Here is a 21,011-nt window from a genome sequence, read left to right on the forward strand (position 1 = left end):
GGTGCGCCCGTCGGCGCACGCCGTCCAGCCAACCGCCGGTCCCGGCGGACAGAGAGGTCCACCTGTGAGCATCCAGATCGAACACCTCGCCGATCGGCGCCCCAATGTGTCGGCCGATGAACTGCTGGAGGGCTTCCGGCCGTCGGAGCGGTTCGGGGAGGTCTCGTTCGACACCTACCGCCCCGACCCCCAGCAGCCGTCGCAGGCGCGGGCCGTGGAGGAGCTGCGCCGGTTCGCGGGCTCCGTCAACGGCCGCGGCGGGGGCGGCGGGGGGTTCTTCGCGAAGCTCTTCGGCGGGGGCGGGCGCAGCAGCGACGTGCGCCAGGGGATCTACCTGGACGGCGGCTTCGGCGTGGGCAAGACCCACCTGCTGGCCTCCCTGTGGCACGCGGTGCCGGGCCCGAAGGCCTTCGGCACGTTCGTGGAGTACACCAACCTCGTGGGCGCCCTGACGTTCCGCAAGGCGGTCGACGCGCTCAGCTCGTACACGCTGGTGTGCATCGACGAGTTCGAGCTCGACGACCCGGGGGACACCGTGCTGATGTCCCGGCTGATGCGGGAGCTCTCCGACGCCGGGGTGCGGCTGGCGGCGACGTCCAACACGCTGCCGGGCTCCCTCGGCGAGGGCCGCTTCGCCGCCCAGGACTTCCAGCGGGAGATCCAGGTGCTCAGCGACCAGTTCGAGGTGCTGCGCATCGACGGCGAGGACTTCCGCCACCGCGGCCTGCCCGAGGCGCCGGCGCCGCTGTCCGGGGCGGAGCTCGAGCGCGCCGTCGAGGAGCGGTTCTCCGGCAAGGTCGTGGCCGCCGACGACTTCGCCGCCCTCGTGGAGCACCTCTCGAAGGTGCACCCCTCCCGCTACCGCAAGCTCATCGACGGGCTGGACGCGGTGGTGTGGCAGGACGTGCACACCATCGAGCAGCAGGCGGTCGCGCTGCGCTTCGTGGTCCTCGCGGACCGGCTCTACGACAAGAACCTGCCGATCATCGCCTCCGGCAAGCCCTTCGACCAGGTCTTCACGCCCGAGATGATGGCCGGCGGCTACCAGAAGAAGTACTTCCGCGCCGTCTCGCGCCTGACCGCGCTCGCCCGCGAGGGGATCCTGGGGGACGTCTCCGCCGTCTGAGCGGCCCACGACGACGGCCCCGGCCCCCGCACGTGCGGGGACCGGGGCCCTCGTCGTAGGAGGGGCCGGAGCGGTCCGCCAAGCCGACGAAGCCGGCGAAGCAGCGAGACCGACGAGGCGGGCCCGGACCACGGGCACGACGAAGGCCCCGGCTCGGGGAGCCGGGGCCTTCTGGGTGGTGCGCGATACTGGGATCGAACCAGTGACCTCTTCCGTGTCAGGGAAGCGCGCTACCGCTGCGCCAATCGCGCCTGACTGCCGATCTCCGGGGAGACCGTCAAGCGTGGTGGTGTGCACCGAGGTGGAGACGGGATTCGAACCCGCGTAGACGGCTTTGCAGGCCGCTGCCTAACCACTCGGCCACCCCACCGGGACCTGGTCCTCACGGACAGGGCCGTCGGTCACGGCATGGTCAATGCCGATCACTGCGAGCGGACGACGGGAGTCGAACCCGCGACATCCACCATGGCAAGGTGGTGCTCTACCAGCTGAGCTACGTCCGCATGTCTGTCGGCCGATCTCTCGATCTTCCGAGGAAGAACTGTATCACAGCCCTTTTCCGGCGTTCCCGCCGGGGGCGTGCGACGTCCGACCGGTCCTCGTCGGTGGAGCGCCTCTCGGCTGCTCCTCCGGCCGGAACCCGTCGGTGTTCCTGACAGGTGAAGACTTTACCCAGACCGTTTCGGAAACGCCAAATCCCCGGCGGGACGCGGCGGGGCGGGCTCGGCGGGGCCCCGCGGGGAGTCGTGAAGGGCGTCCTGGGGGAGTCGGAAGGGGCGTGCCCTGCGGGGCCGGCGAGAGGTGGCCGAGAGGTGGCCCAGGAGTGGGCGGAGGGGGAGAGGGGTGCCATCAGGGGCCCCGGACCCGGGTGCCGGGGGCGAATTGGCCCCCGGCGCGGATGTGGGTTATGGTTTTCGAGCAGTGAGCGCGATTGGCGCAGCGGTAGCGCGCTTCGTTCACACCGAAGAGGTCACTGGTTCGATCCCAGTATCGCGCACTCGCACCGAAGGGCCCCGGCTTCCCGAGCCGGGGCCCTTCGTCGTACCCGGTGCCTCCGGCATGCCCGGGTCCTCCGTCCCGCCCAGGCCCACCGGGCCCGGCCCGGTCCCCGGTGTCCGAGGAGGTCTGTAGCCTTCGGCCCAGGACACCGGCACCGCCCAGGGCCGGATCGACGGGACCGGGACCGCCCGGCAGGAAGGCGACAGGCAGCGTGACACAGCCCAGGTTGGCGGAACAGACCGAGTACGGCCGGATGTACGCCCGCTCCGTCTCGGAGCAGGCGACCGTCCCCTCCATCACCACGGTCCTCGGCCGGGCCGCCACCGACCTGGGCGGCTGGTACGGCTACAGCGCCGCCCAGGCCGCCGTGGGCGACGACCGCCTGCGCGCGGCCCTCGGCTCGCCGGCCCAGCTGCGCGCCGTGGTGCGGGACGCCGCGAAGGCCGCCGAGCGGCACCGGGACGACGCCGCCGCGCGCGGGGACCGCGTCCACACCTACGCCGAGCAGATCGCCCTGCGCGCCATGGGCCGCCCCCACCGGGCGGCGGAGGCGCGGGCCACGCTGGCCGAGCACGGCGAGGAGCGCTTCGCGTCCCGCTTCGACGAGTGGTGGGACCTCTACACCCCGGAGCCCCTGGCCGTGGAGGTCACCGTCTGGAACTCCACCGTGGGCTACGCCGGCACCCTCGACCTCGTGGCCCGGATCGCGGGGCGGACCTGCCTGATCGACTACAAGACCAAGGGCACCGACCGCGACGGCCGGGTGAAGTCCCTCGACCCGAAGGTCGTCACGCAGCTCGTGGCCGGGCTCAAGGCCGAGGAGTCCCTCGTGGACGCCGAGGCCGGCACGTGGGAGCCGTGGGCCTACGGCAACGCGGACCTGCTGCTGGGGGTCGCGATCGGCGAGACCGAGGTCGTTCCCGTGCAGGCGGTGCCCGCGGTGCTGGAGGCGCACTGGTACAAGTTCTGTGCCCTGCACCGGGTGTGGACGCAGGAGACGGCGCTCGCCGCGGCGGGGCCCGCGCTGCGCCCGGTGCCGCCCCCGCCGGTGCAGAGCCTCCCCGTCCCGGGCGCGGGCGCGCAGGCCACCGCGGAGCCCGGCGGCGCGTAGGCGCGCCGCCCGGCGTGCCCGGCCCCACGGGCCGGACCGTAGACTTGGACGGTCGAGAGCGAGGTCCATCCATGTCCATCCTGCCCATCCGCACCATCGGCGACCCCGTCCTGCGCACCCGCGCCCAGGAGGTCACGGAGTTCGATGACGCCCTGCGCCGCCTCGTGGCGGACATGCACGAGACGATGCTGGACGTCGGCGGCGTCGGCCTCGCCGCGCCCCAGGTGGGCGTGAGCCTGCGCGTGTTCACCTGGGCGGTCGAGGGCTCCGAGGGCCACGTGGTCAACCCCGTGCTGGAGATCGGCGAGGAGCCGCAGCAGGGCGGCGAGGGCTGCCTGTCCGTGCCCGGCCTGGGCTTCGAGACCCCCCGGCGGGACTGGGCGCGGGTGGTCGGCGTGGACCGGGACGGCGCCCCCGTCGTCGTCGAGGGCACGGGGCTGCTCGCCCGCTGCCTGCAGCACGAGACCGACCACCTCGACGGCCGCCTCTACGTGGACCGCCTCGTCGGCGAGGCGAAGAAGGAGGCGATGCGCGCCATCCGCGCCGCCGACTACAACGGCGTGGTCAGCGGCGTCGCGGGGCAGCGCGCCACCAGCGTGGGCACCTCCTTCGGCGCCGGCTCCGCCTTCGGGTCTCCCCGCGCCTGACGCCCCGGCACCTCAGACCCCGCCCCCACCCACCAGGAGAGCCGTGAAGATCCTCTACGCGGGCACGCCGTCCGTCGCCGTGCCGCCCCTCGTCCACCTGGCCGAGCGCCCCGACGTCGAGGTCGCGGCCGTCCTCACCCGCACCGACGCCCCCGTCGGCCGGAAGAAGGTCCTCACGCCCTCGCCCGTGGCGGAGGAGGCCGAACGGCGCGGCATCCCGGTGCTCAAGGCCAACCGCGTGGACGCGGAGCTCACCGGGCGGATCCGGGATCTCGGCGTCGACGTCGCGGCGGTCGTCGCCTACGGCGCCCTGGTCCCGCAGGCCGCCCTCGACGCCGTGCCCCACGGCTGGATCAACCTGCACTTCTCCCTGCTGCCGCAGTGGCGCGGCGCCGCACCGGTCCAGCGCGCCCTGATGGCCGGCGACACGGTGGTGGGCGCCAGCACCTTCCTGCTCGAGGCCGGCCTCGACACCGGGCCCGTGATCGGCACCCTGGTCGACGAGGTCCGCCCCGAGGACACCGCCGGGACCGTCCTGGAGCGCCTCTCCCGCACCGCGGCCCCGCTGCTGGCCGACTCCCTGCTCGCCGTGGTGGCCGGCTCCGCGCGCCCGGCCCCGCAGCAGGGCGAGGTCAGCCACGCCCCCAAGCTCACGGCCGAGGACGCCCGGGTCCGCTGGTGCGACCCCGCCGTGGCCGTCGCCCACCGCGTCCGCGGCACCACCCCCGAGCCCGGCGCCTGGACGACGCTCGACGGGCGGCGGTTCAAGCTCGGCCCGGTGGTCGCCCGGCCGGACGAGCGCGGTCTCGCACCGGGGCAGTGCGTGCTGCGGGGCGGCGCCGTGCTGGTGGGCACCGGGTCCTACGCGGTGCAGCTGGGCCAGGTGCAGCCCTCCGGGAAGAAGCCCATGGACGCGCCCGCCTGGGCGCGCGGCTGGAACGAGGACGGAGTGGTGTTCGAGTGAGCGAGCGCGACGGACAGCAGCACGGCGGACAGCAGCGGGGCGGACGGCCCGGGGACCGGACCGGGGGCCCGCGCGCCGGGCGCCCCGCCCGGGACCGGCAGGACGGGCCCCGCCGCAGCGCCACGGGGCACGAGCGCAACCGGCGCGCGCAGGCCGAGCGGTCCTTCTCCGCCTCGGCCCCGGGCCGGCGCACCCGCCGGGCCGACCCGGCCCGGCTCGCCGCGTTCGAGACGCTGCGCGCCGTCTCCGAGGAGGGCGCCTACGGCAACCTCGTCCTGCCCCGGGCCATCCGCGCCCACCGGCTGGACCGCCGCGACGCCGGCTTCGCGACCGAGCTCGCCTACGGCGCCCTGCGCTGGCAGGGCACCTGGGACGCCGTGCTGGCCCGCTGCGTGGACCGGCCGCTGGCCGACCTCGACGGCGCCGTCCTGGACGCGCTGCGCCTGGGCGTCCACCAGCTGCTGGCCATGCGCGTGCCGGACCACGCCGCCCTCGACCAGACGGTCGGGCTCGTCCGGGCCGTGATCGGCGCCGGGCCCGGCGGGTTGGTCAACGCCGTGCTGCGCAAGGTCGCGGCCAAGGACCTCCAGGAGTGGCTCGCGGAGCTGACCGAGGACGTGGCCGACGACGCCGCGCGGCTGGGCCTGCGCCACGCCCACCCGGCGTGGGAGGTCCGCGCCCTGCGCCAGGCGCTCGTCGCCCACGGCCGCGACGCCGCGGAGCTCGAGGCCCTCCTCGAGGCCGACAACGCCGCCCCCGTCGTCAACCTCGTCGCCCTGCCCGGGGTGGGCGACCTCGCCGAGGCGCTCGGGACGGGGGCGGAGCCGGGGACGCTGGTCCCGGGCTCCGCGCTGAGCAGCGGCGGGGACCTGCACCGGCTCGCCTCGGTGCGGGAGGGCGGCGTGCGCGTCCAGGACGCCGGCTCCCAGCTGGTCGCCCGCGCCCTGCTCGAGGCCGGGCACCGGCCCGCGGAGGGGGAGCGCTGGCTCGACCTCTGCGCCGGCCCCGGCGGCAAGGCCGCGCTGCTCGCCGCCGTCGCCGCCGGCCGCGGCGCCCACCTGACCGCCAACGAGGTCGCCCCGCACCGCGCGGAGCTCGTGCGCCAGGCGCTGCGGCCCGTCCCCGCGGAGGCCTGGACCGTGCGCACCGGCGACGGCCGGACGATCGCCGAGACCCTCGGGGGCCGGCCGGTCGAGGACGCCGGCTGGGACCGGGTGCTCGTGGACGCCCCGTGCACCGGGCTGGGCGCGCTGCGCCGCCGCCCGGAGTCCCGCTGGCGGCGCACCCCCCGGGACCTCGCCGAGCTGGGCCCCCTCCAGCGCGGGCTGCTGCAGGCGGCGCTGGACGTCACCCGCCCCGGCGGGACCGTCGCCTACGTCACGTGCTCCCCGCACGCCGCCGAGACGCTGGCGGTGGTCCAGGACGTGCTGGCCGCCCGCGACGACGCCGAGCTGGTCGACGCCCTCGCGCCCGTGCGGGCCGCGGCGCTGCCCGGTGCCCTCGACGGCGACCGCGACCCCTCCCGCCCCTGGGAGGGGACCGCCGGTCCCGCGACCGTCCAGCTGTGGCCGCACGTCCACGGCACCGACGCCATGTTCCTGGCCCTGCTGCGCAAGCGCTGACGCCGGACGCCCACCCACCCCGCCGATCCCGCCGCCGACCCAGGAGCCCCCGTGACCCGCACCTGCATCCACCCCTCGATCCTCTCCGCGGACTTCGTCAACCTCGAGGCGGAGCTGTCCCGGATCGCCACCGCCGACGCCGTGCACGTGGACGTCATGGACAACCACTTCGTGCCCAACCTGACGCTGGGGCTGCCCGTCGTCGAGCGGATCCTCGCCGTGAGTTCGGTGCCGCTGGACGTGCACCTGATGATCGAGGACGCCGACCGGTGGGCCGCCGCCTACGCGGAGCTCGGCTGCGAGTCCGTGACCTTCCACGCGGAGGCCGCCCGTGCCCCGCTCAAGCTCGCCCGCGAGCTGCGCCACCACGGCGCCCGTGCCGGGATGGCGCTGCGCCCGGCGACCCCGGTGGAGCCGTACCTGGACCTGCTCCCCGAGCTGGACACCCTGATGATCATGACGGTGGAGCCGGGCTTCGGCGGCCAGGCCTTCCTCGACGTCACGCTCCCGAAGATCCGCCGCGCCGCGGAGGCGATCCGGGCCGGCGGCGGGCGGGTGGCCCTGCAGGTCGACGGGGGGATCACCGAGGAGACGATCGTGCGCGCCGCGGAGGCCGGGGCGGACACCTTCGTGGCGGGCTCCGCCGTCTACGGCACGGGGGACCCCGAGGCCGCGATCACGGCCCTGCGGGCCGCCGCGCGCGCCCGGCAGGGCTGAGTCCGCCGTTCCCCGGGGTGCGCTGTGTCATAATCGTTGGCAACAACAACGTGTTCCGGGGTCGGTGGAAGTCCGAACCGGCGGTCACAGTCCGCGAACCGGACGAGTGCCCACGCGCAGGTGCCAGCACCTGCCGGGGGTTCCCGTCCGGCCGAACCGGTGGAACTCCGGTACCGACAGTCACAGTCTGGATGGAAGGCAACACGTGCAACGGCCCTCGTGGCGCGCGCCCAGTGCACGCCGCGCCCGCCGCCGGTCCCCGGCGGCGGCCCCGTTGTCCTGCGCCCCGGACCCGACCCGGGAAGGACGACGCGAATGGACCCGCAGCCCTTCGGTGACGCCGAGCGGTCGCTCATGCGGACCGCCCTGCACGCCGCGGCCCGCGGCCCGCGCGGGGCGAACCCGCTCGTGGGGGCGGTCCTCGTCGACGCCACCGGGCGGATCCTGCACGTCGGCCACCACCGCGGGGCCGGCACCGCCCACGCCGAGGTCGACGTCCTGGAGCGCGCCGCCTCCGCCGGCACCGACCTGCGGGACACCACCATGTACGTCACCCTCGAGCCCTGCAACCACTGGGGCCGCACCGGCCCGTGCGCCGAGGCCATCGTCGCCGCGGGCGTGCCCCGCGTCGTCTTCGGCGCCCCCGACCGCACGACCGCGGCCTCCGGCGGCTCGGCCGCCATGCGCGCCGCCGGGCTCGACGTCCGCTCGGGCCTGCTCGCCGACGAGGCGGAGCAGCTCAACGAGCGCTGGGGCGAGACGATGCGCGCGCAGCGTCCCTTCGTCACCCTCAAGGTCGCCCAGACCCTCGACTCCCGGATCGCCGCGGCCGACGGGACCAGCCAGTGGATCACGTCGTCGTCCGCGCGGGAGCACGGCCACGACGTCCGGGCCCGCGCGGACGCCGTGCTCGTGGGCACCGGCACGGTGCTTGCGGACGACCCCCGGCTCACCGCCCGCACGGGCGACGGCGGCGCCGTCGCCCGCCAGCCCCTGCGCGTGGTCATGGGCCTGCGCCCCGTCCCCGACCGCGCCGCCGTCCGCGGCACGGACGGGCGGTTCCGCCACGTCACCACCCACGACCCGCACTCCGCGCTCGCCGAGCTCTACGACGCCGGGGTCCGGCACGTCCTGATCGAGGGCGGGGCGACGACCGCGGCGGCCTTCCTGCGCGTCGGCCTCGTCGACGAGATCGCCCTCTACCAGGCCCCGCTGCTGCTGGGCGCGGGCCGAGCCGCCTTCCAGGACCTGCGGATCGGCACCCTCGCCGGCGCCTCCCGGTGGCAGCTCGACCCGACCGGGGGAGGGCCCGTGCAGCAGCTGGGCCCCGACCTGTGGATCCACCTGCGGCCCACAGCCTGAGCCGCTCCCGACACTCCCCGCACTCCCGCCAGACCAGAGGAAGAAGCAGATGTTCACAGGAATCGTCGCCGGCCAGGGCACCGTGCGCTCGGTCGAGGCCCGCCCCGACGGCACGAGCGCCCGGCTGCTCGTCGACGCCGGCGCGCTCGTCGCGGACCTCCCGCACGGCGGGTCGCTGGCCGTCAACGGCGTGTGCCTGACCGCGACCCGCACGGAGCAGATCGGCCCGGGGCAGTTCCTGGCCGACGTCATCGGGGAGACCCTCGTCCGCACCAATCTCGGGGCCCTCGCCGCCGGGGACGCCGTCAACCTCGAGCGCTGCGTGCCCGCGGGCGGCCGGCTCGACGGGCACGTGGTCCAGGGCCACGTGGACGGCACCGGCACCGTGGCCGAGCGCGAGGACCTCGGCGAGTGGGAGCGCGTGCGCGTGGCCCTGCCCGCCGAGCTCGCACCGTTCGTCGCGGAGAAGGGCTCGATCGCCGTGGACGGTGTCTCCCTCACCGTGACCGCCGTCAGCGAGCCGGGGGACCCCGCCCCGTGGTTCGAGGTCGGGCTGATCCCCGCCACCCTGGCCGAGACCACGCTCGGGCGCCGCCCGGCGGGCTCGACCGTCAACCTGGAGGTCGACGTCCTGGCGAAGTACGCCCAGCGCCTGCTGGCGTTCGCCCGGATCGACAGCACGCCGCAGGGTCCCGCCACCGGGCCCGCGGCAGGAGAAGGAGCATGATGCGCACCACCAGCACCCACGACGGCGTGGGCACACCCCCGGAGGAGATCCGGCTGGACCCGGTCGCCGCGGCCGTCGAGGCCATGGGCCAGGGCCGGCCCGTGGTCGTCGTGGACGACGCCGACCGGGAGAACGAGGGCGACATCGTCTTCGCCGCCCAGCACGCCACCCCCGAGCTGATGGGCTTCACCGTCCGCCACACCTCGGGCGTGGTGTGCGTGCCCATGACCGGTCCCCGGGCGGACGCGATGCAGCTGCCCCCGATGGTCGCCGTCAACGAGGACGCCAAGGGCACCGCCTACACCGTCACCTGCGACGCCCGGGAGGGCGTGAGCACCGGTATCAGCGCCGCCGACCGGGCCCTCACCGCCCGCGTGCTCGCCGACCCCTCCGCCGGACCCGGGGACATCAGCCGGCCCGGGCACGTCCTGCCCCTGCGCGCCGCCGAGGGCGGGGTCGCCGCCCGCCGCGGCCACACCGAGGCCGCGGTGGAGCTGTGCGTCCTGGCCGGGCTCGAGCCCGTGGGCGTCATCGCCGAGCTCGTCCACGACGAGGGGTCGATGATGCGCCTGCCCGAGCTGCGGGCCTTCGCCGACCGCCACGGGATCCCGCTCGTGAGCATCGAGGACCTGGTGGTGCACCTGCAGGGGGAGTCCCGATGAGGCCCGCCGCGCCCCTGGTCAGCTCCGAGCCCGTCGTGGTCCCCACCCCCGAGGGCCGGTTCGAGGTGGTCGGCTGGCAGCTGCCGGGCGGGCCCGGCGAGGCCGTCGCCGAGCACCTGAGCCTCACCGCCGCGCACCCCGGGGGCGCGCCCGCCGGGGAGCCCCCGCTGGTGCGGCTGCACTCCGAGTGCCTCACGGGCGACGTGTTCGGCTCCTACCGCTGCGACTGCGGACCCCAGCTGCACCTCGCCCTGCGCCGGATCGCGGCCGACGGCGGCACCCTGCTCTACCTGCGCAACCACGAGGGCCGCGGCATCGGCCTGGTGAACAAGCTGCGCGCCTACAAGCTCCAGGACGGGGGAGCGGACACCGTCGAGGCCAACGAGCTGCTCGGCCTGCCCGCCGACGCCCGGGACTACAGCGCCGCCGCGGCCATCCTCCACCGGCTCGGGCTGACCCGGATCCGGCTGCTGAGCAACAACCCCGCCAAGGCCGAGCACCTCGAGGACCTGGGCATCGACGTCGTCGCCATGGTCCCCAACGAGGTCCCGGCCCGGCCCGAGAACCACGACTACCTGGCGACCAAGCGGGACCGCATGCGGCACCGCCTGAACCACGTCGACGACACCCACCCCGGCGCCGACAGCACCATCGACCGCACCATCGACAGCACAGGAGACCTCGCCCCATGAGCGGACACGGAGCCCCCGACATCGACCTCACCCGCACCGACGCGAGCGCCCTGCGCGTCGCCGTCGTCGCCTCGAGCTGGCACACGACGATCATGGACGGGCTGCTCGACGGCACCCGCCGCGCCCTGGCCGACGCCGGGGTGGCGGAGCCCACCGTCGTGCGGGTCCCCGGCAGCTTCGAGCTGCCCGTGGCCGCGGCCCGGCTCGCCCCGGCGGTCGACGCGGTCGTGGCCCTCGGCGTCGTGATCCGCGGGGGCACCCCCCACTTCGACTACGTGTGCTCCGCCGCCACCCAGGGGCTGACCGACGTCACGGTGCGCACCGGCGTGCCCGTGGGCTTCGGCGTGCTCACGTGCGACACCGAGCAGCAGGGCCTCGACCGGGCCGGGCTCGAGGGCTCGCAGGAGGACAAGGGCTACGAGGCCGCGGCCGCCGCGGTGCAGACCGCGCTGCTGCTGCGCTCCCTGGGTGTCTGAGCCGGAGGGGCCCGCCCCGGGCGGCTGCGTCCGGGGCGGGCCCGCCGACCCATTACCCTGGTAGTCGTGAAAACCTTCGAGACCCTCTTCGCCGAGATCAGCGACAAAGCAGTGACCCGCCCGGAAGGCTCCGGCACCGTCCGTGAGCTCGACACCGGGGTCCACGGGATCGGCAAGAAGATCGTCGAGGAGGCCGCGGAGGTCTGGATGGCCTGCGAGTACGAGACCCCGGCCGAGGCGGCCGAGGAGATCTCCCAGCTGCTGTACCACCTCCAGGTCATGATGGTCGCCAAGGGCCTGACCCTCGAGGACGTCTACACCCACCTCTGAGCGGGCGCCCCGGGGCGCCGCCCGGTGCCCGCGCCGCCCACCCCCGCCGAAGCCGTCGAAGAAGCCGTCCAGAAGTCGTCGAGAAGGAATCCCATGCTGCGTGTCGCAGTGCCCAACAAGGGCGCCCTGTCCGAAGCCGCCGTCACCATGCTCAAGGAGGCCGGCTACCGGCAGCGCCGCGACTCCCGCGAGCTGGTCCTCGTGGACCCGGAGAACAACGTCGAGTTCTTCTACCTGCGGCCCCGCGACATCGCCGTCTACGTGGGCGGCGGGATCCTCGACGTCGGGATCACCGGCCGGGACCTGCTCCTGGACTCCGGCGTCCACGCCGACGAGGACCTGGCCCTGGACTTCGCCCGCTCCACCTTCCGCTTCGCCGGCCCCCTGGGGGAGTTCAGCTCCGTCGCGCAGCTGGCCGGCAAGCGCATCGCCACCAGCTACGACGGCCTGCTGCGCGCCCACCTCGCCGAGCAGGGCATCGAGGCGTCCGTGGTCCGCCTCGACGGCGCCGTGGAGTCCTCCATCCGCCTGGGCGTGGCGGACGCCATCGCCGACGTCGTCGAGACCGGCAACACCCTGCGCGCCGCCGGGCTGCAGGTCTTCGGCGACCCGATCATGACCTCCGAGGCGCTGCTGATCCGCAGCCGCGCCGCCGAGGAGCCCGAGGGCCTGGCCGTGCTGCGCCGCCGCCTGCAGGGCGTCCTCGTGGCCCGGCAGTACGTGATGATGGACTACGACGTCGCCGAGGAGCTCGTCGACGCGGCGACCAGCATCACCCCCGGCATGGAGGGCCCCACCATCTCCCGCCTGGGACGCGGCAATGCGTGGGCCGTGCGCGCCATGGTCCCCAAGGCCGAGACCAACAAGGTGATGGACGCCCTCTACGAGGTCGGGGCCCGGGCGATCCTGGTCTCCCCGATCCAGGCCGCCCGCATCTGAACCCCGTATCCCCCGCACCCGGTCCCGAGGAGGTCCCGCCCGTGGGCGTTGCCGTACGAGTCATCCCCTGCCTGGACGTCGACGCCGGGCGCGTCGTCAAGGGCGTCAACTTCGAGAACCTCCGCGACGCCGGCGACCCCGTCGAGCTCGCGAAGCGCTACAACCTCGCCGGCGCCGACGAGCTGACGTTCCTCGACGTCACGGCCTCCTCCGCGGCCCGGGCGACGACCTTCGACGTCGTCGCGCGCACCGCCGAGCAGGTCTTCATCCCCCTGACCGTGGGCGGCGGGGTCCGCACGGTCGCCGACGTCGACCGGCTGCTGCGCTGCGGCGCGGACAAGGCGTCGATCAACACCGCCGCCGTCGCGCGCCCCGGGGTGATCGACGAGATCACGGGGCACTTCGGCAGCCAGGTGCTCGTCCTGTCCCTCGACGCCCGGCGCACGGGCAACACCTCCTCCGGCTTCGAGGTGACCACCCACGGCGGGCGCACGCTCACCGGCATCGACGCCCTCGACTGGGCCCGCGAGTGCGAGGACCGCGGGGTGGGGGAGATCCTGCTCAACTCCATGGACGCTGACGGCACCCAGGAGGGCTTCGACCTCGAGATGATCCGCGCCGTGCGCGAACGGGTGCACGTGCCCCTCATCGCCTCCGGCGGGGCCGGCGCGCCCGAGCACTTCCCGCCCGCCGTGGCCGCGGGCGCCGACGCCGTGCTGGCCGCCTCGATCTTCCACTTCGGCCCGGTGCACGCCATCGCCGAGGTCAAGGACGCGCTGCGCGCCGCGGGCTACGAGGTCCGCTGACGCCGCGCCCCGTGGCCCCGGGCGGCCTCCCGGCGTACAGTCGTCAGTGAGCTGACGACAGTCGCTCGACAGGTCGACGACGAAGGAGTTCACCGTGGGACTGAACAGCATCATCAGGAGCCTCACCGGCCGGACCGCCGGAGGAACCGGACGTGCCGTGGGAGGTCGCCGGGGGACCCGGGGAGTGAACGCCGCCGGTCAGGCACGGGGGCGCAGGGCGGGCGCCGCGGGAGCCGGAGCGGGGGCCGCGGGCGGCCTGCTCCGCCGGTTCCTCAACCGCCGCTAGTCCCGGGAGCGGGGGGCAGCCCCGCTCCACGACAGCCACCGAGGCCGCACAGGTGCGCCACCGGGCACGTCCCGGTGGCGCACCTGTGCCGTCCCACGGCGACAGGACAGGAGACAGGGCAGGACCAGGACAGGAGACAGGGCCGGGGGCCCGGGCGGCGGCGGGCGGGCCCGGCCGTCCGGGTCGATAGGATGGTGGGGATGAACGAGCAGACACCGGATCCCGGCCACGACGTCCTCGACCCCGCCGTGGCGGCGCGCCTCAAGCGCGACGCCTCCGGCCTCGTGGCCGCCGTGGTCCAGCAGCACGACACCAAGGAGGTGCTCATGCTCGGCTGGATGGACGACGAGGCCCTGCGCCGCACCCTCACCGAGGGCCGGGTGACCTTCTGGTCCCGGTCCCGCCAGGAGTACTGGCGCAAGGGCGACACCTCCGGCCACGTCCAGCGCGTGCACAGCGTCAGCCTCGACTGCGACGGCGACGCCCTGCTCGTGCAGGTGGACCAGACCGGCGCCGCGTGCCACACGGGCACCCGCAGCTGCTTCGACGGCCGCGACCTCGGCGCGTCCGCCGCCGTCTGAGCCCCCCCACGCACCGCAACCCGCACCGCACCGCACTCCGCACCGCCCCCAACGCACCGCACCGCCACCAGGAAGTCAGGTCGACACCCATGCAGGACCTGGGCACCGTCAGCCCCACGCTCGAGGAGTTCCGCGCGCTCGCCGCGGAGCGCCGCGTCATCCCCGTCCGCGTCAAGATCCTCGCGGACGCCATGACCCCCATCGGCCTCTACCGCGCGCTCGCGCTGGAGGAGGGAGCGGCCCGTCCCGGCACGTTCCTCATGGAGTCCGCGGCGGAGGGCGGGGTGTGGTCCCGCTACTCCTTCGTCGGCGCCAACTCCCGGGCCACGCTCACCGCCAAGGACGGCCAGGCGCACTGGATCGGGCAGGCCCCGGTCGGCGCCCCCACCGGCGGCAACCCCGTCGAGGCGCTGCGGGACACCATGGCCCTGCTCCACACCGAGCGCTTCGAGGACATGCCCCCGCTGACCTCCGGTCTCGTGGGCTTCGTCGGCTGGGAGGCCGTGCGCCGCTGGGAGAAGCTCCCGCACCCGCCCGAGGACGACCTGCACATCCCCGAGCTCGCCATGAACCTCGTCTCGGACATCGCCATCCACGACAACACGGACGGCACCGTCATGCTGGTCGCCAACGCGATCAACTTCGACAACACGGACCAGCGCGTCGACGAGGCCTACGACGACGCCCTGTCACGGCTGCACGCCATGGTCGAGAAGCTCGCCCGCCCGCTCGGCCACGTGACCGTCTCGACCCTCACCGGCACGGACGAGATCGGCGGGGACCTCGAGTCCCGCGTCGACCAGAGCTGGGACCGCACCCTGTTCATGAACTCCATCGTGGAGGGCAAGAAGGCCATCGTGGACGGGGAGATCTTCCAGGTGGTCATCTCCCGCCGCTTCGAGACCGAGTGCACCGCCGACTCCCTGGACGTGTACCGCATGCTCCGGGCCATCAACCCGAGCCCCTACATGTACCTCTACAGCTTCGAGGACGCCGACGGCCGGCCCTTCTCCGTGGTCGGGTCCTCCCCGGAGGCGCTCGTGACCGTCACCGGGGACGAGGCCGTGACCCACCCCATCGCCGGGTCCCGCCCCCGGGGCAGGACCGTCGAGGAGGACCTCGCCCTGGAGCGGGACCTGCTCGAGGACGAGAAGGAGCGCTCCGAGCACCTGATGCTCGTCGACCTCGCCCGCAACGACATCTCCAAGATCGCCCTCCCCGGCTCCGTGGAGGTCACGGAGTTCATGGAGGTGGAGCGCTTCAGCCACATCATGCACCTGTGCTCCAACGTCGTCGGGCGGATGCGCCCCGACGCCACCGCGTACGACGTGCTGGCCGCGACCTTCCCGGCCGGCACCCTCTCGGGGGCGCCGAAGCCGCGGGCCCTGCGGCTGCTCGACGAGTACGAGCCGCTGCGCCGCGCGGTCTACGGCGGCGTGGTCGGCTACATGGACTTCGCCGGGGACATGGACATGGCCATCGCGATCCGCACCGCGCTGCTCGTCGACGGCAAGGCCTACGTCCAGGCCGGCGGCGGCATCGTCGCCGACTCGGACCCGGAGACCGAGGCCCTCGAGTCGCTGAACAAGGCCACCGCGCCGCTGCGGGCCGTGCTGCTCGCCGAGCGGCTGCACGTGCTCGACGTCGACCACGTCGCGACCCCCTCCGCGGCGGCCGCGACGAGCCCGGACGCGACCCGTGCCTGAGGCCCCCGCCGCCCCGCGCCGCTCCCGCAAGGCCACCGTCGTCCTGGCGACCCTGGTGGCCGCGCTCGCCGTCTTCGCGTGCTCGGCCGCCACATGGGTCTCGGCCACGGTGCAGACCACCCTCCAGCCCGTGACCGTGGACGTCGCCGGCTCCGACGCCGCCCCCGCCGTCACGGCGCTGGGCCTGGTCGCGGCCGCCGGGGCCCTGGCGGTGGCGATCTCCGGGCGCGTGCTGCGCGCCGTCGTGGCCGTGGTGGTGGTGCTCGCCGGGCTCGGGGCGTTCGCCGCGTCCGTGTCCGTGCTGCTCGACCCCGCCGGCGCCGCGACCACCGTGGTGGGGGAGACCACCGGCATGATCAACGCCGGGGGCGAGTTCGCCCGCACCGCGTGGCCGTGGGTCGCCGCCGCCGCCTCCCTCCTCGTGGCCGCCTGCGGCGCGTGGGCCCTCGTCGCCGGCCGGTCCTGGACCGCGGCCCGGCGCTACGAGACCTCCGGCGCTCCGGGCCCGGGAGAGGCCCGCCGCGGCGACGAGATCGACTCGTGGGACGCCCTCACCGAGGGCCGCGACCCCACCGCGTGACCGGGGCGCCCCGGCGCGGACGCCCCACGGTCGTGCCCCGGGGACCCCGCGCCGCGTGCGCGCCCCGCGCCGCGGAGTGGCACAATGGAGCGAGACATACTGTCAGCAAGCGCCGCGCCCCGACCGGGCCGGCGGGACCGGGGCCGGCCGCGCCCCGGCCGGGAGATCGGGAGTGCAGAACATGGCAAACGGAAACCAGATCGTCCTCGACCACACGGGCTTCGTCGGGCACGGCAACACGCTCGCCGCCTGGGTGACCGTGGGCATCATGTCGGTGGGCGTGATCGTCGGCATCGTGGGCTTCACCGTGGGCAGCACCCCCGTGCTGATCGTCGGCCTGGGCCTGATCGTCGTCGGCCTGATCGCCGGCTGGGTCCTGCGGTCCATGGGCCACGGCGCCGGCTCCGAGCAGCGCAAGCACGAGGCCCGTCACCACAAGGCCTGAGTCCGGGCCGGCGCGAGCCGGCCGCGGGAGCGCAGCCCGCGGAGCCGATGACCAGTCCCGTCCGGGGCTGGTCATCGGCCTAGGGGACGACCCGAGTCCCGGCCGCGCCTGCCACCGCACCACGCACCAGTGCGGCCCACGCCGCCGAGAGGACAGAACAGCATGTCGCAACAGAGCACGGGGACCGTCCTGGACGCCATCATCGAGGGCGTCCGGGCGGACATGGCCGCGCGCCAGGAGCAGGTCGGCCTCGACGAGCTCCGGCGGCTGGCCGCCCAGCGCCCGCACGCCCTCGACGCCGAGTCCGCCCTGCGCGGGCCCCACGAGGACGCCGTCCAGATCATCGCGGAGGTCAAGCGCTCCAGCCCGTCCAAGGGCGCGCTGGCCGAGATCGCGGATCCCGCCCGCCTCGCGGCGGCCTACGAGCACGGCGGGGCCTCCGTCATCTCGGTGCTCACCGAACAGCGGCGCTTCGGCGGCTCGCTGGCCGACCTCGACGCCGTGCGCGCCGCCGTGTCCGTGCCGGTGCTGCGCAAGGACTTCACCGTCGACGAGTACCAGATCTGGGAGGCCCGCGCCCACGGGGCCGACCTCGTGCTGCTGATCGTCGCGGCGCTCACCGACGAGCAGCTGCGCCGGTTCCTCGACCTCACCCACGAGCTCGGCATGCACGCCCTGGTCGAGACCCACACGCCCGAGGAGATCGAGCGCGCCGCGGCCGCGGGCGCCCGCATCGTGGGCGTCAACGTCCGCAACCTCAAGACCCTCGACGTCGACGTCGACACCTTCGGCCGGCTCGCGGAGCTGCTGCCGGAGGGCGCCGTGGTCGTGGCCGAGTCCGGGGTGGAGGGCGAGGAGCAGATCGCCCGCTACGCCTCCCACGGCGCCAAGGCCGTCCTCGTGGGCGAGGCCCTCGTCCGGGCCGGCGACCCGTCCGCGACCATCACCGGCTTCCGCGCGGCCGGGGCCGCCGCCCGCGCCGGCCGGCGCGGCGCCGCGGACCCCGCCGGGGCGGCGGCCGAGGCCGCGTCCCTGCGCCACGCCCCCGGCCCCTACTTCGGCGACTTCGGCGGGCGGTGGATGCCCGAGTCCCTGATCGCCGTCCTCGACGAGCTGACGGACACGTTCGAGAAGGCCAAGGCCGACCCCGAGTTCACGGCGGAGTTCCAGCGGCTCTCCCGCGAGTACTCCAACCGGCCGTCCCTGCTGACGGAGGCGCAGCGGTTCGCCGCCCACGCCGGGTGCCGGGTCTTCCTCAAGCGCGAGGACCTCAACCACACCGGCTCCCACAAGATCAACAACGTGCTCGGCCAGGCGCTGCTCGCGCAGCGGATGGGCAAGACCCGCCTCATCGCCGAGACCGGCGCGGGCCAGCACGGCGTGGCCACCGCGACCGCCGCCGCCCTGTTCGGCATGGAGTGCGTGGTCTACATGGGCGAGGAGGACACCCGCCGCCAGGCCCTCAACGTCGCCCGCATGGAGCTGCTCGGCGCCACGGTGATCCCCGTGACCAACGGCTCCCGCACCCTCAAGGACGCGATCAACGAGGCGCTGCGCGACTGGGTCGCCTCCGTGGACACCACCCACTACCTGCTGGGCACCGCCGCCGGCGCCGCCCCGTTCCCGGCGATGGTCCGCTACTTCCACGAGCAGATCGGCGAGGAGGCCCGCGCCCAGATCCTCGACCAGACCGGGCGCCTGCCGGACGCCGTGGCCGCGTGCGTGGGCGGCGGCTCGAACGCGATCGGCATCTTCCACGGCTTCCTGGACGACCCGGCCGTGGAGCTCTACGGCTTCGAGGCCGGCGGCGACGGCGTGGACACCGGCCGGCACGCCGCGACGATCTCCCTGGGCCGGCCCGGCGTGCTGCACGGGGCGAAGACGTACCTCATGCAGGACGAGGACGGCCAGACCGTCGAGTCCCACTCCATCTCCGCGGGCCTGGACTACCCGGCCGTGGGCCCCGAGCACTCCTACCTGCACGACATCGGGCGGGTCCGCTACGAGCCGGTCACCGACACCGAGGCGATGGACGCGTTCAAGCTCCTGAGCCGCACCGAGGGCATCATCCCCGCGATCGAGTCCTCCCACGCCCTGGCCGGCGCGCTGAAGGTCGGCCGCCGCTGGGCCGAGGACCTCGGCCCGGAGGCCGCGGCCGAGAAGATCGTCGTCGTCTCCCTCTCCGGGCGCGGCGACAAGGACGTGGCCACGGCCGCGGAATGGTTCGGGATGCTCCCGGACGGCAGCTCCGAGGAGGAGCTGGGCGAGAAGGGCGAACAGCTGTGACCACCACCCGCAACGAGACCACCGGCCCCGACCTCGCGTCCCGGATCCTGCCGCCCGGGCTGCGCGCCAACCCGGACTCCCCGCTGGCCGCCCGCATCGCCGAGTGCCGCGCGCAGGGCCGGCCCGCCCTGGTGGGCTACCTGCCCGCCGGCTTCCCGACGGTCGAGGAGTCCATCGAGGCCGCCGTGGCCCTGGGCACCAACGGCGCCGACGTCATCGAGATCGGCATCCCGTACTCGGACCCCGTCATGGACGGCCCCGTGATCCAGCACGCGACGACGACGGCCCTCGCCAACGGCTTCCGGGTCGCCGACGTCTTCCGGGTGGTCCGGGCCGTGGCCGAGCGCACCGACGCGGTGCCCGTGGTGATGACCTACTGGAACCCGGTCCTGCAGATGGGCGTGGACACCTTCGCCCGGCGGCTGGCCGAGGCCGGGGGAGCGGGCATCATCACCCCGGACCTCATCCCGGACGAGGCCTCCGAGTGGTTCGCGGCCTCGCAGGAGCACGGGCTGGACCGGATCTTCCTGGTCGCCCCGTCCTCCTCGCGGGAGCGGCTGGACCTCGTCGTGAAGGCGGCGAGCGGCTTCGTCTACGCGGTCTCGGTGATGGGCGTGACCGGCGCCCGGGACGCCGTCTCGGACGTCGCCGAGCAGCTCGTCGCGGACACCCGCGCCGCCGGCGCGCAGAACGTGTGCGTGGGCCTGGGCGTGTCCCGCCGCGAGCACGTCGAGGAGATCGGCGCGTACGCCGACGGCGTGATCGTGGGCACCGCCCTGGTCAAGGCCCTCGCCGACGGCGGCCCCGAGGCCGTGGGCGCGCTGGCCCGGGAGCTGTCGGGACGCGCCTGATAGCGTGACGGGCGGGCGCCCCGCGGCGCCCGCCCCGACCCCCGACCCCGCGAGGCGACCGTTCCATGCTGCTTGACCCGGCCCTGCTGTCCGTCCCCGTCCACCAGGGCATCCCGTCGCCGGACTGGTCCGGGTTCTCCCTCGGGCCGCTGACGGTCCACGCCTACGCCCTGTGCATCCTCGCGGGCATCGCCGCGGCGCTGTGGCTGACCACCCGCCGCTGGGAGGCGCGCGGACTGGACCCGGACATCGTGTGGGACATCGCGATGTGGGCCGTCCCGGCGGGCATCGTGGGCGCCCGGGCCTACCACGTGCTCATCACCGACCCGGCCGGCTACTTCGGTCCGGGCGCGGACCCCCTGGACGCCCTGAAGATCTGGGAGGGCGGCCTCGGCATCATGGGGGCGGTCGCCTTCGGCGCGGCCGCCGCGTGGTGGGTGTGCCGCCGGCACGGGCTCTCCCTGGCGGTCTTCGCGGACGCCGCCGCCCCGGGCCTGCTCCTGGCCCAGGCGATCGGGCGCTGGGGCAACTGGTTCAACCAGGAGCTCTTCGGCCGCCCCACCACCCTTCCGTGGGGCCTCGAGATCGACCCCACGAACGCCAACTTCCCGGACGGGCTGCCCGCCGAGACCCTCTTCCACCCCACGTTCCTCTACGAGTCCCTGTGGAACCTGGCCGGGGTGGTCCTGCTGCTGGCCCTCGACCGCCGGTTCCGCCTCGACGGCGGGCGGCTGTTCGCCCTCTACCTGGTCCACTACGGCCTGGGCCGGATGCTGATCGAGCTGTTCCTGCGGATCGACCCGTCGCTGATCGTGCTGGGGCTGCGCGTGCACGTGTGGACGTCCCTGGGCCTCGTGCTGCTCGGGCTGGTCCTGTTCGCCGCGCTCACGCGCCGGCGGCGCCGGGCCCGGGCGGGGGAGCCCGCGCCGACCCGCGCGTGAGTAGCCCACGAACCCGGGAGCTTGCCGGGAAAACGGCCCGAGTTTTCAGATCTGTAACATGCGGGTGCTAGATTTCTCAGGCGCGTAACCAGGGACGCGGAACACGACGTCCCGGCTCCCGCGCTCGCCACGATCGTCCAACGTCGGACATTCTT

The 21,011-nt window shown here is 74.7% G+C and carries 21 protein-coding genes, 4 tRNA genes, 1 pseudogene and 1 riboswitch; of the genes and pseudogenes, 23 read left to right on the top strand and 3 right to left on the bottom strand.

The window, feature by feature from the left end; translation table 11 throughout:
* The first annotated feature begins 64 nt into the window (after positions 1-64).
* Entirely contained in the window at positions 65-1,126 is a 1,062-nt protein-coding gene (gene zapE / locus IEW07_RS09390) for a cell division protein ZapE (RefSeq protein ID WP_188536560.1), read from the top strand.
* 176 nt (positions 1,127-1,302) lie between these two features.
* Here the strand turns inward: zapE and IEW07_RS09395 are convergent.
* The 3 genes from IEW07_RS09395 to IEW07_RS09405 form a co-directional block, all read right to left on the bottom strand.
* Positions 1,303-1,377 (bottom strand) — tRNA-Val (locus IEW07_RS09395).
* 48 nt (positions 1,378-1,425) lie between these two features.
* Positions 1,426-1,496 (bottom strand) — tRNA-Cys (locus IEW07_RS09400).
* A 60-nt stretch (positions 1,497-1,556) separates the two neighbouring features.
* Positions 1,557-1,629 (bottom strand) — tRNA-Gly (locus tag IEW07_RS09405).
* A gap of 422 nt (positions 1,630-2,051) precedes the next feature.
* Between IEW07_RS09405 and IEW07_RS09410 the strand changes: the two genes are divergently transcribed.
* From IEW07_RS09410 to lgt, 22 genes and pseudogenes are all read left to right on the top strand, one after another.
* Positions 2,052-2,123 (top strand) — tRNA-Val (locus IEW07_RS09410).
* A gap of 213 nt (positions 2,124-2,336) precedes the next feature.
* Complete coding sequence (locus IEW07_RS09415) at positions 2,337-3,236, top strand: cytochrome (RefSeq protein WP_188536562.1); 900 nt, start codon at positions 2,337-2,339, stop codon at positions 3,234-3,236.
* Between the two features lie 71 nt (positions 3,237-3,307).
* Complete coding sequence (def, locus tag IEW07_RS09420; protein ID WP_188536565.1) at positions 3,308-3,883, top strand: peptide deformylase; 576 nt, start codon at positions 3,308-3,310, stop codon at positions 3,881-3,883.
* A gap of 43 nt (positions 3,884-3,926) precedes the next feature.
* Entirely contained in the window at positions 3,927-4,847 is a 921-nt protein-coding gene (gene fmt / locus IEW07_RS09425; protein ID WP_188536567.1) for a methionyl-tRNA formyltransferase, read from the top strand.
* A complete protein-coding gene (locus tag IEW07_RS09430; protein ID WP_188536569.1) occupies positions 4,844-6,469 on the top strand; it encodes an RsmB/NOP family class I SAM-dependent RNA methyltransferase in 1,626 nt (541 codons plus the stop codon). Before fmt ends, IEW07_RS09430 begins: the two co-directional genes overlap by 4 nt.
* A 51-nt stretch (positions 6,470-6,520) precedes the next feature.
* Positions 6,521-7,186 (top strand): ribulose-phosphate 3-epimerase, encoded by a 666-nt coding sequence (gene rpe / locus IEW07_RS09435; RefSeq protein WP_188536571.1) that lies wholly within the window; start codon positions 6,521-6,523, stop codon positions 7,184-7,186.
* Between the two features lie 46 nt (positions 7,187-7,232).
* Positions 7,233-7,395, top strand: a riboswitch (FMN riboswitch).
* A 106-nt stretch (positions 7,396-7,501) separates the two neighbouring features.
* The gene (gene ribD, locus IEW07_RS09440; protein ID WP_229741707.1) at positions 7,502-8,548 is read left to right on the top strand and encodes a bifunctional diaminohydroxyphosphoribosylaminopyrimidine deaminase/5-amino-6-(5-phosphoribosylamino)uracil reductase RibD; all 1,047 of its coding nucleotides are present in this window, start codon (positions 7,502-7,504) and stop codon (positions 8,546-8,548) included.
* Between the two features lie 49 nt (positions 8,549-8,597).
* Positions 8,598-9,275, top strand: coding sequence for a riboflavin synthase (locus IEW07_RS09445; protein ID WP_188536573.1), 678 nt, complete (start codon positions 8,598-8,600; stop codon positions 9,273-9,275).
* On the top strand, positions 9,275-9,937 hold the full coding sequence (ribB, locus tag IEW07_RS20960; RefSeq protein ID WP_229741725.1) for a 3,4-dihydroxy-2-butanone-4-phosphate synthase: 663 nt from the start codon (positions 9,275-9,277) through the stop codon (positions 9,935-9,937). The genes IEW07_RS09445 and ribB overlap by 1 nt, the downstream gene beginning before the upstream one ends.
* A complete protein-coding gene (locus IEW07_RS20965) occupies positions 9,934-10,629 on the top strand; it encodes a GTP cyclohydrolase II (RefSeq protein ID WP_229741709.1) in 696 nt (231 codons plus the stop codon). The genes ribB and IEW07_RS20965 overlap by 4 nt, the downstream gene beginning before the upstream one ends.
* The gene (gene ribH / locus IEW07_RS09455) at positions 10,626-11,105 is read left to right on the top strand and encodes a 6,7-dimethyl-8-ribityllumazine synthase (protein WP_188536574.1); all 480 of its coding nucleotides are present in this window, start codon (positions 10,626-10,628) and stop codon (positions 11,103-11,105) included. The genes IEW07_RS20965 and ribH overlap by 4 nt, the downstream gene beginning before the upstream one ends.
* 66 nt (positions 11,106-11,171) lie before the next feature.
* Positions 11,172-11,435, top strand: a complete 264-nt coding sequence (locus IEW07_RS09460; protein WP_188536576.1) for a phosphoribosyl-ATP diphosphatase — start codon at positions 11,172-11,174, stop codon at positions 11,433-11,435.
* Between the two features lie 93 nt (positions 11,436-11,528).
* The gene (gene hisG, locus IEW07_RS09465) at positions 11,529-12,374 is read left to right on the top strand and encodes an ATP phosphoribosyltransferase (RefSeq protein WP_188536578.1); all 846 of its coding nucleotides are present in this window, start codon (positions 11,529-11,531) and stop codon (positions 12,372-12,374) included.
* 41 nt (positions 12,375-12,415) lie between these two features.
* Positions 12,416-13,180, top strand: a complete 765-nt coding sequence (gene hisF / locus IEW07_RS09470) for an imidazole glycerol phosphate synthase subunit HisF (protein WP_188536580.1) — start codon at positions 12,416-12,418, stop codon at positions 13,178-13,180.
* Between the two features lie 486 nt (positions 13,181-13,666).
* Positions 13,667-14,047, top strand: coding sequence for a phosphoribosyl-AMP cyclohydrolase (gene hisI, locus IEW07_RS09475; protein WP_188536582.1), 381 nt, complete (start codon positions 13,667-13,669; stop codon positions 14,045-14,047).
* A gap of 89 nt (positions 14,048-14,136) precedes the next feature.
* Entirely contained in the window at positions 14,137-15,753 is a 1,617-nt protein-coding gene (locus IEW07_RS09480; protein WP_188536584.1) for an anthranilate synthase component I, read from the top strand.
* On the top strand, positions 15,746-16,333 hold the full coding sequence (locus IEW07_RS09485; protein ID WP_188536586.1) for a Trp biosynthesis-associated membrane protein: 588 nt from the start codon (positions 15,746-15,748) through the stop codon (positions 16,331-16,333). Before IEW07_RS09480 ends, IEW07_RS09485 begins: the two co-directional genes overlap by 8 nt.
* A 181-nt stretch (positions 16,334-16,514) precedes the next feature.
* A complete protein-coding gene (locus tag IEW07_RS09490; protein WP_188536588.1) occupies positions 16,515-16,778 on the top strand; it encodes an HGxxPAAW family protein in 264 nt (87 codons plus the stop codon).
* Positions 16,779-17,000: 222 nt separating this feature from the next.
* Positions 17,001-17,699, top strand: a pseudogene (gene trpC / locus IEW07_RS21615) (indole-3-glycerol phosphate synthase TrpC); the annotation flags it as partial.
* 21 nt (positions 17,700-17,720) lie between these two features.
* Complete coding sequence (gene trpB / locus IEW07_RS21620; protein WP_371870226.1) at positions 17,721-19,064, top strand: tryptophan synthase subunit beta; 1,344 nt, start codon at positions 17,721-17,723, stop codon at positions 19,062-19,064.
* A gap of 44 nt (positions 19,065-19,108) precedes the next feature.
* Positions 19,109-19,915, top strand: a complete 807-nt coding sequence (gene trpA / locus IEW07_RS09500; RefSeq protein WP_371870227.1) for a tryptophan synthase subunit alpha — start codon at positions 19,109-19,111, stop codon at positions 19,913-19,915.
* Between the two features lie 65 nt (positions 19,916-19,980).
* On the top strand, positions 19,981-20,856 hold the full coding sequence (lgt, locus tag IEW07_RS09505) for a prolipoprotein diacylglyceryl transferase (RefSeq protein ID WP_188536593.1): 876 nt from the start codon (positions 19,981-19,983) through the stop codon (positions 20,854-20,856).
* Positions 20,857-21,011 lie beyond the last annotated feature (155 nt).

Source organism: Kocuria dechangensis (genome assembly GCF_014636775.1).
Lineage (GTDB): Bacteria > Actinomycetota > Actinomycetes > Actinomycetales > Micrococcaceae > Kocuria > Kocuria dechangensis.